This is a genomic window from Micromonospora cabrerizensis (genome assembly GCF_022230955.1).
Classification (GTDB): Bacteria; Actinomycetota; Actinomycetes; order Mycobacteriales; family Micromonosporaceae; genus Micromonospora; species Micromonospora cabrerizensis.
Genome location: NZ_JAKKFI010000064.1, coordinates 62236 through 76079, shown reverse-complemented (window position 1 = coordinate 76079; position 13844 = coordinate 62236). Strand labels below are relative to the sequence as shown.

Sequence of the window (13844 nt, the reverse complement as noted above, 5' to 3'; positions counted from 1 at the left end):
GCGGTGCGCATACCAGGTATGCATACTCCGTTGCCATGTCCATCCGTCACGGGTTGCTCGCCCTGCTCGAACGCGGCCAGATGTACGGCTACCAGCTGCGCGCCGCGTTCGAGGAGTCGACCGGCTCGACCTGGCCGCTCAACATCGGGCAGGTCTACACCACGCTGTCCCGGCTGGAACGGGACGGTCTGGTGCGCCCGCTGCCGGAGAGCGAGGCCGGGCAGCGCCCGTACCAGATCACCGACGCCGGCCGGGCGGACCTGGCGCTGTGGTTCGCGACGCCGGTCAGCCGTACCGACCGGCCCCGCGACGAGCTGGCGATCAAGCTGGCGTTGGCGCTGACCACCCCCGGCGTCGACGTCCGTTCCGTGGTGCAGGCCCAGCGCAGCGCGACCATGCGGGCCCTGCAGGAGTTGACCCGGTTGAAGTACGGCAGCAACCGACCGGAGGACCTCCCCTGGCGTCTCGTGCTGGACTCGATGGTGTTCCAGGCCGAGGCCGAGGTGCGCTGGCTGGACCACTGCGAGACAAGTCTGGTCCGGCACCAGCCCAGTGACCAGGCACCCGCACCTCCCCGACCGGGTGACGCCGACGCACGTGCCGCTGCCAGATGGGCCGGCGAGGAGGCGCGACGGTGAGCGGGTCGGACGACGCGGTGCTGGAACTCCGCGCCGTCCACCGCACCCACGGCGTCGGACCGGCGGCGGTGCACGCGCTGCGCGGCGTCAGCCTGACCGTCCGGCCCGGTGAGCTGGTCGCCGTGATGGGGCCGTCCGGCTCCGGGAAGTCGACGTTGCTGGCCCTCGCCGGAGGGCTGGACCGCCCGACCGGCGGCGAGGTCCGGGTCGAGGGCCAACCGCTGGGGGCACTGGACCGCCGCGGGCTCGCCCAACTGCGTCGCCGCCGGATCGGCTACATCTTCCAGCAGCTCAACCTGCTGGGCAGCCTGAGCGCACTGGAGAACGTGGCGCTCCCCCTGGAACTCGACGGCACCAGCGGACGCCGGGCCCGGGCGCTGGCCATGGCGGCGCTCACCGAAGTGGGGCTGCCCGCACTGGGTGACCGCTTCCCGGACCAGCTCTCCGGCGGTCAGCAGCAGCGGGTGGCCATCGCCCGCGCACTGGTGGGAGAACGCCGGCTGGTGCTCGCCGACGAGCCCACCGGGGCACTGGACTCGCAGACCGGTGAGGCGGTCCTCCACCTGCTGCGCCGCCGGATCGACGCGGGCGCCGCCGGCGTGCTGGTCACCCACGAGGCGCGACATGCCGGCTGGGCCGACCGGGTGGTGTTCCTCCGCGACGGGGTGCTGGTCGACACCACGGCACCGTTGGGCAGCGTGGAACAACTGCTGTCCGGCAGCGACCGGTGACCATCCGGCGGACGAGGCACGCCCCGGACCGGGTCGACACCCCGACGGCGCGGCCGGTCGAGCCACCCGCCCTCGTCGGCCGGCGGCGGATCGCCGAGCTGACCGGCTCCTGGCGGACGGCACTGCGCATCGCCCGGCGGGAGTCCCGTCGGGCCCGACGACGGACCGCCCTGGTGCTCGCGATGATCGCCCTGCCGGTGGCGGTGCTGGCCTTCCTGGCGGCGAGCTACGACATGGCCGAGCTGACTCCGCAGGAACGCGTCGACCGCCGGCTCGGCGTGGCCGACGCGGAGCTGCGCTGGATCGCCGACAACCCGGTGGGACAGGACGAGCGGGGTGAGGGCTGGTTCACGCGGGACGACACGTACCTGCCGCCCGCAAAGGCCAACGCGGCCCAGTTGACCGCGCTGCTCGGGCCCGGCAGCCGGGTCACCGAGGTACGCACGTACATCACCCTGACGCTGCGGGGCCCGCACCGCGACGAGGACGTGAGCGGTCGGGTGCTGGACCTCGGCGACCCCTTGGCCCGCGGGCTCGTCCGGTTCCGGGCCGGCCGGGCGCCGCAGCAGCCCGGCGAGGTCGCGGTCAGTCCGGTGGCACTGCGCCGACTGGACCTCCACCTCGGCCATGCCGTCGCCGTGGCCGACGGGAGCAGGGCGTACACCGTGGTCGGGGTGGTCGAGTTCCCCGATGATCTCGGCCCGGTGGTGGCGTTGCATCCGGGCGCTGTGCCGCCGACCGGACCGGAGATCGACAGCGTGTGGTTGGCGGACGTACCCGGAGCCGTCGACGCCGCCCTGGTGTCCCGGCTCAACGAGCGGGGGGTGGTGGTCACCCCGCGTCCGCCGGCCGACGCGGCGACCGAGCCCGGCCTGTCGTGGCTCGGCTCGGTCAGTCTGGGCGACACGAACGACCTCAGCACCGGCGTGCTGATCGCCGGCCTCGGGCTGCTGGAGGTCGTACTCCTGGTCGGGCCGGCGTTCGCCGTCGGCGTCCGCCGCCGTCGGCGGGATCTGGCGCTCGTCGCGGTGGCCGGCGGGGACGCCGCCCAGCTCCGCCGGGTCGTGCTGGCCGACGGCGTGGTGCTGGGTGTGCTGGGCGCCGCCGCCGGCCTGCTCGTCGGTGTCGGCGTGGCGTTCGCCGGTCGTCCGCTGGTGGAGCAGTACGTGTTCGGCGCCCGCTTCGGCGGCTATCGCTGCTGGCCAGCCGCGCTGGTGCTGCTCGGTGGGGTCGCGGTGCTGGCCGGGGTGCTCGCCGCGCTGGCACCGGCGTGGTCGGCAGCCCGGCAGGACGTCAGCGCCGGGCTCACCGGGCGAGGCACCCCACCGGCGTCCCGGGCCCGCTGGCTGGCCCTCGGCCTGGGGCTGGTGGTCGGCGGGGCCGGGCTGGCGGCCGTCGGGGCCACCCGGACCTCACCGGCGGTGATCCTCGCTGGCCTGATCCTCGGCGAACTGGGCCTGGTGTGCTGCACGCCCACCCTGATCGGGGCACTCGCCCGCCTCGGTCGGGTGCTGCCGCTGGCACCACGCATCGCGTTGCGGGACGCCAGCCGCAACCGGGCCGCTGCGGCGCCGGCGATCTGTGCCGTGATGGCCGCCGTCGCCAGCAGCGTCGCGCTCGGCGGGTACCTCGCCAGCGACGGCGCACGCGACGCGCGCGCCTACCAGCCGGCGCTGCCAGCCGGCCACGTGCGGGTCGACCCGATCGACTCGACCCGGCAGCCCACGCTGACCCAGGTCGCCGCCGCGGCCCGGGAACAGTTGGGCACCGGCGCTGTCGCACCGCTGCACGCGCTGGGCTGCGGGCCGAAGGGCACCGGCTACTGCGACGTCACGCCCGTGGTCCCGGTGGAGCGGGCCTGCCCCTGGCAGGCCCGGGACGACCTTACCGAGTCGGACCGCCGGCAGGCCCGCGCCGACCCCCGCTGTCGCATCCGCGAGGCGGACTACTTCGGCGGGTACGTGCAGACGGGGGTGGACGACGGGACCGCCCTGCCACTGCTCACCGGCGCCGACCCGGCGACGACCGCCGCCGCCGCGGTGGTCCTGCGCGCCGGTGGCGTGGTGGTGACCGACCCGCGCTACCTGCATGACGGCCTGGTGACCGTACGCGTCGACGAGGTGGAGGCCGGACCGGACCGGGCGGTCGCCGTCCGCGACCTCCCGGGGTACGCGCTGCCCCGGGCGGTCGGCCAGCCCCGCCTGCTGCTGTCCGAGGCCGCGGCCCGACAACTCGGCCTGAGCTGGTCCCCGGCCGGCTGGGTGATCGGCACCACCAGCCCGCCCGACGACGACCATCGAAAGCGCTTCGCCACCGCCCTGCGGTCGTTCGGGACGGTCTCGCTGACCGTGGAGTACGGCGGTGCGCCCCGTGACGTGTCACCGCTGCTGCTGCTCCTCGCGGCGGCGGCCGGTGTGATCACGGTGGGGGCGGCGGGGATCGCCACCGCGCTCGCCGCCGCCGAGGGACGCGCCGAGCTGACCACCCTCGCGGCCGTCGGCGCGGCACCCGCGTTGCGTCGGCTACTGGCGATCTGCCAGGCCGGGGTCATCGCCGGGCTCGGTTCGGTGCTCGGCATCGTGGCCGGGCTCGGCACCGCGGCGATCGTGCTGTTCTCGGCCAACCGGCAGTACGCCGACGACTGGCCGCTGGTCGACCCGTACCCGATCCTGGTGCCGTGGCCCGCGCTCGGGGTCCTGGTGCTGGTGCCGGTGGTGGCGATGCTCGGGGCCGGCCTGTTCACCCGCGCCCGCCTGCCGATCGAGCGGCAGATGGACTGACCGTCGCGCGGTGGCCGGCCGGTCGGCGATCCGGGCGCGTACGGGGGGTGCCGCCGGAGGCCGACAGCCGGCAGACTGACCCGCGTGTCAGTGCTGGGAACTCTCACCCGTCGAGTCGGTCATCATCGCTGGTTCGGTGCCGCCGCACGCCTTCTCGTGCCCGCCGACCGGGTGGTCGGTCGGCTCACCCGGGGCCGGGTGGTCGCACTCGGCCTGATCCCGTCCCTGGTCATCACCACCACCGGCCGCCGCTCCGGCAAGCCACGCAGCAACCCGCTGCTCTACGTGCCCGACGGCGACGCGTACGTGGTGATCGGTTCCAACTGGGGGCAGACCACCCAACCCGGCTGGGCGATGAACCTGCTGGCCGATCCGACCGCCGAGGTGGACGTGAAGGGCCGACGGGTCCCGGTGCGCGCCGACCTGGCGTCCGGTGCCGAACGGGACCGGCTGTGGCAACTGCTGGTCATGGAGTGGCCCGCGTACCGCACCTACGTGCAGCGGGCCGGCGGCCGGGAGATCCGCATCTTCCGGCTGGTGCCGGCCGGGCGCGGCGCACCTGCCGGCCCGCCGTCGGCTGGCTAGGCTGACGCACGGTAGCCGAGGCGAGGTGGTCCCGTGAGCGCGAGGAGTGAGCCGGGCTTGCGAGCCCCGCAGCCGCGAACAAAGGCGACCCCGTGAGCGCGAGGAGTGAGCCGGGCTTGCGAGCCCCGCAGTCGCGAACAAAGGCGACCCCGTGAGCGCGAGGAGTGAGCCGGGCTTGCGAGCCCCGCAGCCGCGAACAGCAGCGGTCCCGTGAGCGCGAGGAGTGAGCCGACTGGCGAGCGGGGCCTCGACGATCGTCGGTGGACAGTCGCGGAGCGGGTCGCCGAGGCGGTCCGACGGCGGTTTCCGGCCGACGTGCTGGCGGTGGCGGTGCACGGGCCCCTGGCGCACGGCGACGACGACGGCGGTGGGGACCGCGAGGCGGGGATGCTGGTGGTCACCTACCGGTCCGGCGCGGGGCCACCGCCCGCGACCCGGCGGGTGGACGGGGTGCTGGTCGACCTGACCGTGGCCGCGGCCGAGGACTACCTGGCGCAGGCCCGGGTGCTCTCCCCACTGTGGCCGTTGACCGCCGACCGGTACGTCACCACGCAGGCGTTGCACGACCCGACGGGCTGGTTGCGGACGCTGCGCGACGAGCACCTCGGCCGGTTGGCCCGGGCCCGGCCGGCGGAGTTCAGCACCGCGGCGCGGCAGGCCTGGTACCGGGGCAGTGCGGCGCACGCCCGGGCCGCCCGGCTGGCCGAGTGGTACGAGACCGACCAGGCCCTGCTGATGCTGGGTGAGGCCCGGCTGGCGGCGGCCACGGTGACCGGCCTGCTGAGCCGCACCTACTTCCGTGACCCGGGGGACGCCGTCCGACGCACCGGGTTGGCCGGCGCGGACATGACCGAGGTGGGCGTGGTGCTGACCCGGCAGGCCGAGGAGCTGGCCGCCCGTGGTCGCGCGGTGGACGGCACCATCGACGAGCTGCTCACCGGTTGACCGGTGTCACAGCCCGCCCTGCACGCCGATCAGCGAGCCGATCAGATACGTGGCGCCGGCCGCGGCGGCGCCCAGCAGCAGCTGGCGCAGGCCGCTGGTCCACCAGGGCCGGTGGGTGAAGCGGGCCACCACCGCGCCCGCGACGAACAGCCCGAGCCCGCCGACGGCGAGTGCCAGCCACAGCTCGGTGGCGCCGAACAGGTAGGTGAGCAGCGGAATCAGGGCACCCAGCGAGAAGAAGAGGAACGACGAGATCGCGGCGGCCCACGGGCTGGGCTGGTCGTCGGGGTCGACCCCCAACTCCTCCCGGACGTGCACCCGCAGCGCCTCCTCCGGGTCGCGCCGTACGGCTTCGGCGACCTGGGTGGCGAGATCCCGCGGAAGACCGCGGGCCACCCACGCGTCGGCCAGCTCCCGGGCCTCGGCCTCGGGGTGCCGTTCCAGCTCCCGTCGCTCCTTGGCGACCTCGGCGGCGACCTGCTCGTTGGCGGAGCGCACGCTGGTGTACTCGCCGAGCCCCATCGAGATCGCGCCGGCGACCAGGCCGGCGGAACCGGTGAGCACGATGCTGTGCGACGACACCCCGCCGCCGCCGACACCGGCGATCAGGGCGATGTTGGTGACCAGGCCGTCCATCGCGCCGAAGACGGCCGGGCGCAGCCAACCGCCGGACACGTCCGCGTGGTGCGCCTCGCGCAGAGCTGCCGGGGCGTCGGTCACGGCGCCTGCCCTTCGTTCGCGACTGCGGGACTTCGCTTCGCTGCGTTCCTCGCGCTCACGGCAGGGTCAGGATCTCGTGACCGCTGTCGGTCACCACGATGGTGTGCTCGAACTGGGCCGTCCACCTGCGGTCCTTGGTGACGACGGTCCACCCGTCGTCCCACATGTCGTACTGGTAGGTGCCGAGCGTGATCATCGGCTCGATGGTGAACGTCATCCCCGGCTCCATGATGTCCGTGGGGCGCGGGCTGTCGTAGTGCGGGACGTAGAGCCCGCTGTGGAAGGACTCGCCGATGCCGTGGCCGGTGAAGTCACGGACCACCCCGTAGCCGAACCGCTTGGCGTACGACTCGATGACCCGGCCCACCACGTTGATCTGACGCCCCGGGGCGACGGCGCGGATGCCGCGCATCATCGCCTCGTGGGTGCGCTCGACCAACAGCCGCGCCTCCTCGCTGACCTCACCGACACAGAAGGTGGCATCGGTGTCGCCGTGCACCCCACCGATGTACGCGGTCACGTCGACGTTGATGATGTCGCCGTCGGTCAGGACGGTGGAGTCCGGGATGCCGTGGCAGATGACCTCGTTGAGGCTGGTGCAGCAGGACTTCGGGAAGCCCTTGTAGCCCAGCGTCGACGGGTACGCGCCGTGGTCGCAGAGGAACTCGTGCACCACCTTGTCGATCTCGTCGGTGGTCACGCCCGGCTTGCAGTGCTCGCCCGCGAGCTGGGTCGCCTGGGCGGCGAGCCGGCTGGCTACCCGCATCTTCTCGATGGTCTCCGGCGTCTGCACGTGCGAGCCGCGCCACTCCTGCGGGCGCTTCTTGCCCACGTACTCCGGTCGGGCGATCTGGGATGGCACCGGTCGCAGCGGGGTGAGCGTGCCTGGTGTCAGCGGCGGGCGAACGGTCATGCGACAAGCCTATCGCCGGGGCCGCCGGTGACCCGCGCCACGGCCACTCGGGAGGGGTTGTTGCCCAGCCTGGCCGGCTGTGCCATGGTGTCTGCGTGGATCAAGGGGGAGCACCACCAGTCTTCTCCGCCAGCGCGGAGATCGATGGTGACCACCTCCACGTGGTGGTGGCCGGTGAGGTCGACATGGCCACCGCCGACACCATGCTCCAGACCGCGCTGCGCGAACCCGCCGGGCAGATCACCCTGGACCTGAGCGCGGTCACCTTCTTCGACTCGGCCGCCATCCATGCGCTGGTCCGGCTCGCCCAGCAGTTTCCGAACGCGCTCACCGTCCTGCCGTCCCGGCAGGTCCGCCGGGTGTTGGAGATCTCCGGCCTGGGTGAGCAGACCTGGCTCGACCCGGCCTGAGCGACGCCGCCGGCCGCCCGGTCAGTCCCGCAGCTGCCGGCGCAGCGTCACCTCGGTGCCCTCATCGGTACGCCGCACCGTGAGGTCGCCCAGCGCCTTGATCAGGGCCAGGCCGCGCCCCCGGAACCCGGAGCCGGTCGACTCGCGCCACTGCCCGCTGTCGCGCACGGTGGCCGTCACCGTCCGATCCTCGATGGCCACCTCCACACCGATCACGGCCTCGGCGGGGTGGATCGGGTGCTCGATGGCGTTCGCGGCGGCCTCGGAGACCGCAACGGTCAGGTCGAACACGTCCGTCTCGTCGACGGCGTGCGCGACCAGGAAGTCCTCCAGACGCTTGCGCAGCACACTCAGCCGGGTCGGGTCCGCCGGCAGCCGCAACGCGAAACGGTTCAGCTCCACCGCCTCCAGCGCGAGGACCGCCACGTCGTCGCGGCGCGGCCGGCCGGAGACCCGTTCCACCACCGCGTCGATCAGGTCCGCCATGTGCTCACTGGGGGCCGCCGCGTCGACGCGCAGCTGGGCCAGCGCGGCGTCGATGTCGAGCTGGCGGTCCTCGATCAGCCCGTCGGTGTAGAGCAGCAGCCGACTGCCGGGGGGCAACTCCCCCTCGACCGCCTCGTACGTCGCGGTCGGGATGGCCCCGACCGGCGGACCGAGCGCGCGGTCGTGCAGGAACGTCACGTCGCCTCCCGTGATCAGTAGCGGCGACGGGTGGCCGGCGCTCGCGTACCGCAGACGGCCGGTGCGCGGGTTGAACAGCAGACAGACCACCGTGGCGAAGGATCGGCGTTCGGTGGACACGACCAGCCGGTTGAGGCGGGTCAGTGACTCGCCCGGGTCGTAGCCCTCCAAGAGGTACGCCCGCAGCGCGTTGCGGAGTTGCCCCATCGCCGCAGCGGCCTGGACGCCCTTGCCCACCACGTCGCCGATGACCAGCACCAGTTCGTCTTCTTCGAGGGCGATCGCGTCGTACCAGTCGCCGCCGACCTCGACGTCGGCGCTGCCGGGCAGGTAACGGCTGGCCACGACCGCGCCCGGCAGCCGAGGCAGCGACCGGGGCAGCAGGCTGTGCTGCAACGTGCTGGCGATGCGGTGCTCGGCCTCGTAGAGCTGGGCGTTCTCCAGCCGCACCCCGACCAGCCGGGCCAGCTGGGTCAGCGCGGCCTCGTCGGCCTGCGTGTCATCGGCGGCCGGCCCCCAGACCCGCAGCTCACCGAGCGGCTTTCCGGTGGTGCCGGTCAGCTCGGCCACGAAGGACGGGTCGGTGACGGTTTCGCCGCCGGTGTCCGCCTCGGCCCGGGCGCCGGTCGCGGTGATCACCACGCGGGCGGCCTCGGCGAGGCTGAGCGCGTGCCCGGCGGCGACCTGGAGCACGTCGCCGGTGGAACGGGCGGTGTTGACGTCCACCGCCGCGTCGGCCAGCGCCCGGAGCCGCCGGATGATCTGCCCACGGAGCTGACCCAGCTCGACGTTGGACCGGACCCGGGCGATCAGCTCCTGGCCGGTGAACGGCTTGGTGAGGTAGTCGTCGGCACCGACGGACAGGCCGGCGACGGCCTCCGCGGAGCCGGCCCGGGCGGAGAGCAGCACGATCGGCACATGACGGGTACCCGGATCCGCGCGCAACGCGCTGACCAGCCCGAACCCGTCCAGCCGAGGCATCATCACGTCGGTGAGCACCAGGTCGAACCCGCCCTCGCGGGCCAGCGGCAGCGCCGCCAGCCCATCGCTGGCGGTGACCACCTCCCAGGTGGGCGAGAGCAGCCGGGTGACGTGCTCGCGCAGGTCCACATTGTCGTCGACGACCAGGATCCGGCCGGCCGGCGTGGCCGTCGTCGGTCGGCTGCCGGACTCGGCCGCCGGCTCGACGCCGGTCCACAGGGCGGTCTCCGCCACGTAGAGCCGGGCCTGCTCGGGCTCCCCCGCGGGTAGCGGGCGAGACGCCGCCACCCGGTCCGCGGGCAGGTGTGCCGACCCGAACGGCACGCTCACCGTGAAGGTGCTGCCCCCGTCGACCTCGCTGGTCAGCCCAACCTCACCGCCGTGCATCTCGACCAGCTCCCGAACCAGAGCCAGGCCGATGCCGGTGCCCTCGTGGGTGCGTGCGCGCACCCCCGGCACCCGGTGGAACCGCTCGAAGACGTGGGGCAACTCGTCCGGCACGATGCCGATGCCGGTGTCCGTCACGTCCAGTCGGGCCACGCCGTCCACGGCCCGGACCCGCACCCGGATCTCGCCGTCGAAGGTGAACTTGACGGCGTTCGACACCAGGTTGAGGACGATCTTCTCCCACATGTCCCGGTCGACGAAGACCGGTGCCGGCAGCGGCGGGCATTCCACCACCAGCCGCAGGCCGGCGCGGTCGGTGGCCGAGCGGAAGGTGCTGGCCAGCCGGGCGGTGTAGCCGGCGAGATCGGTGGGCTGATAGCGGGCGGCCAGCCGACCGGACTCCAGTCGGGAGAAGTCCAGCACGGTGTTGACCAGCTTGAGCAGGCGCAGCGCGTTGCGGTGCATCATCGTGAGCCGCTCGGTGTCGGCGGCGGGCAGCTCCGGGTCGGCCAGCATGTCCTCCAGGGGGCCGAGCACGAGGGTCAGCGGGGTGCGGAACTCGTGGCTGACGTTGGCGAAGAAGTTGGTCTTCGCCCGGTCCAACGCGGCCAACTCGGCGGCGCGGGCCCGTTCCTGCTCGTGAGCCCGCTGCGTGCCTGCCGCCCGGGAGATCTGGGCGGCGACCAGGTCGAGGAAGTCGCGGTAGTCGTCGTTGAGCGGCAGCTGGCGGGCCACGCCGACGACCAGCGCGCCGACCGTCTGGTTGGTCGCCGTGAGCGGCAGCACGAGGGCCTGGTCGGTGGCATCGGCCGGCGGTGGGTCGAGCAGTTCGGCCACCTCGACCGTGGTGGGCGCCCCGTCGGCGGTCACCCGGGCCAGCACCTGCGACGTGACGTCCATGGCGGGCGGGGCGGCGCCGGTGGCGCCGGCCAGGGCGAGCTGGCCACTGTCGTCGGCCAGGTAGATCAGGGCGAACGGCACGTCCGCCCCATGTCGGCCGAGCACCTCGGCGGCGGTCCGGCCGAGTTCGACGGCGCTGCCGATGCCGTTCAGCTCGGCACCCAGCTCGGCAAGTGCCCGCAGCCGGCGCTCGCCGAGCACCCGCCCGGTGGTCTCGTTGACGATGCAGTAGACGCCACTGACCGAGCCGTCGTCACCCCGGATCGGGTCGTACGAGACGTTGAAGTAGGTCTGCTCGACGAAGCCGGAACGGTCCAGCAGGAAGGGGTGATCCTCGCCGCGGTAGGAACGACCAGTGCTCCGGACGCCGTCGAGCAGTGGGCCGAGCACCGCCCAGGTCTCCGCCCAGTGCTGGCGGGCCGGCTGGCCGATGACGTGCGGGTGTTTGGCGCCGATGGTCGGCCGGTAGGCGTCGTTGTAGAAGGCGGACTGCTCGTCGCCCCAGAACATGACGATCTGCGCGCTGGAGGCGAGCATCATGCCGACCGCGTTGGAGAGCGCCAACGGCCAGCGACCGGGCTCCCCCAGCGAGGTGGTGGACCAGTCGAAGCTGCTCAGCCGCTCGCCCATCTCACCGCCGGCCGCGAACGCGGCTGCCAGCATCGGGGGAACCTCGCGGCCGGACACGACGGGATGCCCGATGTCCGCGCCCCCCTGGGCCGAGCTCATGCAGCCTCCCCGCTCCGGCCGTACCCCTCGGCCGTTGATCTTCACCCGCCGTGCCTCGACTTGTACCCAAGCGGACCAGCAACGTAACGCATCACGACAGGCGGACGCTGTTTACCTTCGCCTGAGCGGTCGGGCACCGGACACCGCGAGCCCGGGGAGGCGTCGGACGGCGGCCGCCGGAGCGCCCCGGCACGTCAGAAGACAGGCAGCCCGTCGATGCTCGCCGCGTTCTTGGTGGCCCGGTAGGCCACCAGGTCGTCGGCCGTGCGGCGGGAGTGTGAGGTGAGTAACAGATCGCGTTCGGCGCGGAAGTCCATCAATGGCACCGCGTAGCCGCAGGAATCGCTGACCCGCTCCACCTCGACCGTGATCACCGCCCGGACGGCGTGCACGTCCGGTGGTGCGGGAAACTCGGCGAGCCGGTCGGCGAAGGCGTCCTCGGTCACGGAGACGCTGCTCCCCCGGCCGTGCAACCGGACGATCTTCGGCGGCCCGTCGAACGCACAGAACATCAGCGTGATCCGGCCGTTGTCCCGCAGGTGGGCAATGGTCTCCGCCCCGCTGCCGTGGTAGTCGAGGTAGGCCACCCGGTGCGCCCCGAGAATCACGAACGTGCCCCGCATACCCTTCGGCGAGACGTTGACGTGACCCTCCGCACCCGACGGCGCGGTGGCCACGAAGAAGACCGACTGGGCCGCGATGAAGTCACGCAGTCGAGCGTCGATCTCCGGATAGACCTTGCCCATGCGCCGATCCTCCCACCGGCGGCACCAGGGCGTCGGGGCGATGTACGTCACACCCGCCGTGACGCCGCTGGCCGGCGGCCCCGACCAGTGCGGTGATCGGACGAGGATCCGGCTCGTTCTCCGGGTGCCACTGCACGCCCAGCACGAACGGCCGGGCCGGGTCCTCCACCGCCTCGGCCACGCCGTCCTCCGCCCAACCCGTCACCGACAAACGGCCCGGGTCGGCGACCGCCTGGTGGTGGTACGAGTTGACCCGGTCCACCCCGGCCAGCACCGTCGCCGCCAGGCTGCCCGGCGCAAACCGCACCCGATGGCTGCCATAGACACCGGGCGCCGGGCGGTGTGCCTCGTGACCGACCACATCGGGCAGATGCTGGTGCAGTGCCCCGCCGTAGGCCACGGCCAGCAGTTGCATCCCCCGGCACACCCCCAACACCGGCAGCTCGGCGGCGAGCGCGGCGGCCAGCAGGGTCAACTCACCGGCGTCCCGGTCCGGCCGGTCCTCGGTACGCGGATCCGGTCGCTGGCCGTACCGCCCCGGACCCACATCGGCGCCACCGGCCAGCAGCAACCCGTCCAGGACGGCCACCACCTCACCGTCCACGTCGTCCGGCGGCAGCACCACCGCCCGACCACCCGCCGCCGTCACCGCCCGCGCGTACGCCGCCGGCACCAACACGGCCGGCACCCCTCTCCAGACCGCCCAGTCGGCCGGCTCGACGTACGCGCTGATCCCGATCAGCGGCCTCACGGGGCTGGCGTCGTTCGCGACTGCGGGGCTCGCAAGACCGGCTCACTCCTCGCGCTTACAGGGCCGGCGTCGTTCGCGACTGCGGGGCTCGCAAGACCGGCTCACTCCTCGCGCTCACAGGGCTGGCGTCGTTCGCGACTGCGGGGCTCGCAAGACCGGCTCACTCCTCGCGCTCACAGGGGAGTGACGTAGGCGCCCGTGATGCCGCCGTCGACCACGAACTGCGCGGCGGTCATGAACGAGGCGTCGTCGCTGGCCAGGAACGCCACCGCGGCCGCGATCTCCTCGGGTTGCCCGAAGCGGCCCATCGGCACGTGCACCAGCCGGCGGGCGGCCCGCTCCGGGTCGGCGGCGAACAACTCCAGCAACAACGGGGTGGCCACCGGGCCGGGACAGAGCGCGTTGACCCGGATGCCCTCACGGGCGAACTGCACACCCAACTCCCGGGTCATCGCCAGCACGCCACCCTTGCTCGCGGTGTAGGCGATCTGCGACGTCGCCGCGCCCATCAGCGCCACGAACGAGGCGGTGTTGATGATCGACCCCTTGCCCTGGCGGCGCATGTGCGGAATGGCGTACTTGCAGCAGAGGTAGACGCTGGTGGTGTTGACCCGCAGCACCCGCTCCCACGCGTCGAGGCCGGTGTCCAGGATGGAGTCGTCGTCCGGTGGCGAGATGCCGGCGTTGTTGAACGCGACGTCCACCCGGCCGTGCCGCTCGACCACCCCGTCGAACAGGTCGCGTACCGCCGACTCGTCGGCCACGTCGGTGCGGACGAACTCGCCGCCGCACTCCTCGGCTGCCTTCTCGCCGGCCGCCACGTCGATGTCCACGCAGACCACCCGGGCCCCCTCGGCGGCGAACCGCCGGACGGTGGCCAACCCGATGCCGCTGCCCGCTCCGGTGACCACGGCCACCCGGTCCTGCAATCGACCCTGCACTGG

The 13844-nt window shown here is 73.2% G+C and carries 12 protein-coding genes; 6 read left to right on the top strand and 6 right to left on the bottom strand.

Annotation, left to right across the window (positions count from 1 at the left end; all coding sequences use genetic code 11):
- Window positions 1–35: 35 nt before the first annotated feature.
- The 5 genes from LADH09A_RS15545 (at window position 36) to LADH09A_RS15525 (ending at window position 5679) form a co-directional block, all read left to right on the top strand.
- Window positions 36–638: a PadR family transcriptional regulator gene (locus LADH09A_RS15545; RefSeq protein WP_238645883.1), complete on the top strand. Its 603-nt coding sequence runs from the start codon at window positions 36–38 to the stop codon at window positions 636–638.
- On the top strand, window positions 635–1369 hold the full coding sequence (locus LADH09A_RS15540; protein WP_372492276.1) for an ABC transporter ATP-binding protein: 735 nt from the start codon (window positions 635–637) through the stop codon (window positions 1367–1369). Before LADH09A_RS15545 ends, LADH09A_RS15540 begins: the two co-directional genes overlap by 4 nt.
- A complete protein-coding gene (locus LADH09A_RS15535) occupies window positions 1366–4149 on the top strand; it encodes an FtsX-like permease family protein (RefSeq protein ID WP_238645882.1) in 2784 nt (927 codons plus the stop codon). The genes LADH09A_RS15540 and LADH09A_RS15535 overlap by 4 nt, the downstream gene beginning before the upstream one ends.
- An 84-nt stretch (window positions 4150–4233) precedes the next feature.
- Complete coding sequence (locus LADH09A_RS15530) at window positions 4234–4734, top strand: nitroreductase/quinone reductase family protein (protein ID WP_238645881.1); 501 nt, start codon at window positions 4234–4236, stop codon at window positions 4732–4734.
- Window positions 4735–4944: 210 nt separating this feature from the next.
- Entirely contained in the window at window positions 4945–5679 is a 735-nt protein-coding gene (locus LADH09A_RS15525) for a nucleotidyltransferase domain-containing protein (RefSeq protein ID WP_238645880.1), read from the top strand.
- 6 nt (window positions 5680–5685) lie between these two features.
- Here the strand turns inward: LADH09A_RS15525 and LADH09A_RS15520 are convergent, their stop codons facing one another.
- On the bottom strand, window positions 5686–6399 hold the full coding sequence (locus LADH09A_RS15520; RefSeq protein WP_238645879.1) for a VIT1/CCC1 transporter family protein: 714 nt from the start codon (window positions 6397–6399) through the stop codon (window positions 5686–5688).
- A gap of 55 nt (window positions 6400–6454) precedes the next feature.
- Entirely contained in the window at window positions 6455–7312 is an 858-nt protein-coding gene (gene map / locus LADH09A_RS15515) for a type I methionyl aminopeptidase (RefSeq protein WP_238645877.1), read from the bottom strand.
- Window positions 7313–7407: 95 nt separating this feature from the next.
- On the opposite strand from map, the gene LADH09A_RS15510 reads away from it, so the two are divergent.
- On the top strand, window positions 7408–7722 hold the full coding sequence (locus LADH09A_RS15510) for an STAS domain-containing protein (protein WP_238645875.1): 315 nt from the start codon (window positions 7408–7410) through the stop codon (window positions 7720–7722).
- 21 nt (window positions 7723–7743) lie between these two features.
- On the opposite strand, the gene LADH09A_RS15505 is transcribed toward LADH09A_RS15510, so the two are convergent.
- The 4 genes from LADH09A_RS15505 to LADH09A_RS15490 form a co-directional block, all read right to left on the bottom strand.
- Window positions 7744–11403: a SpoIIE family protein phosphatase gene (locus LADH09A_RS15505; RefSeq protein WP_238645872.1), complete on the bottom strand. Its 3660-nt coding sequence runs from the start codon at window positions 11401–11403 to the stop codon at window positions 7744–7746.
- 194 nt (window positions 11404–11597) lie between these two features.
- Complete coding sequence (locus LADH09A_RS15500) at window positions 11598–12149, bottom strand: pyridoxamine 5'-phosphate oxidase family protein (protein WP_238645870.1); 552 nt, start codon at window positions 12147–12149, stop codon at window positions 11598–11600.
- Window positions 12109–12900, bottom strand: coding sequence for a gamma-glutamyl-gamma-aminobutyrate hydrolase family protein (locus tag LADH09A_RS15495; RefSeq protein ID WP_238645868.1), 792 nt, complete (start codon window positions 12898–12900; stop codon window positions 12109–12111). The genes LADH09A_RS15500 and LADH09A_RS15495 overlap by 41 nt, the downstream gene beginning before the upstream one ends.
- A gap of 173 nt (window positions 12901–13073) precedes the next feature.
- Window positions 13074–13841, bottom strand: a complete 768-nt coding sequence (locus LADH09A_RS15490; RefSeq protein WP_238645866.1) for a 3-oxoacyl-ACP reductase — start codon at window positions 13839–13841, stop codon at window positions 13074–13076.
- Window positions 13842–13844: the final 3 nt, after the last annotated feature.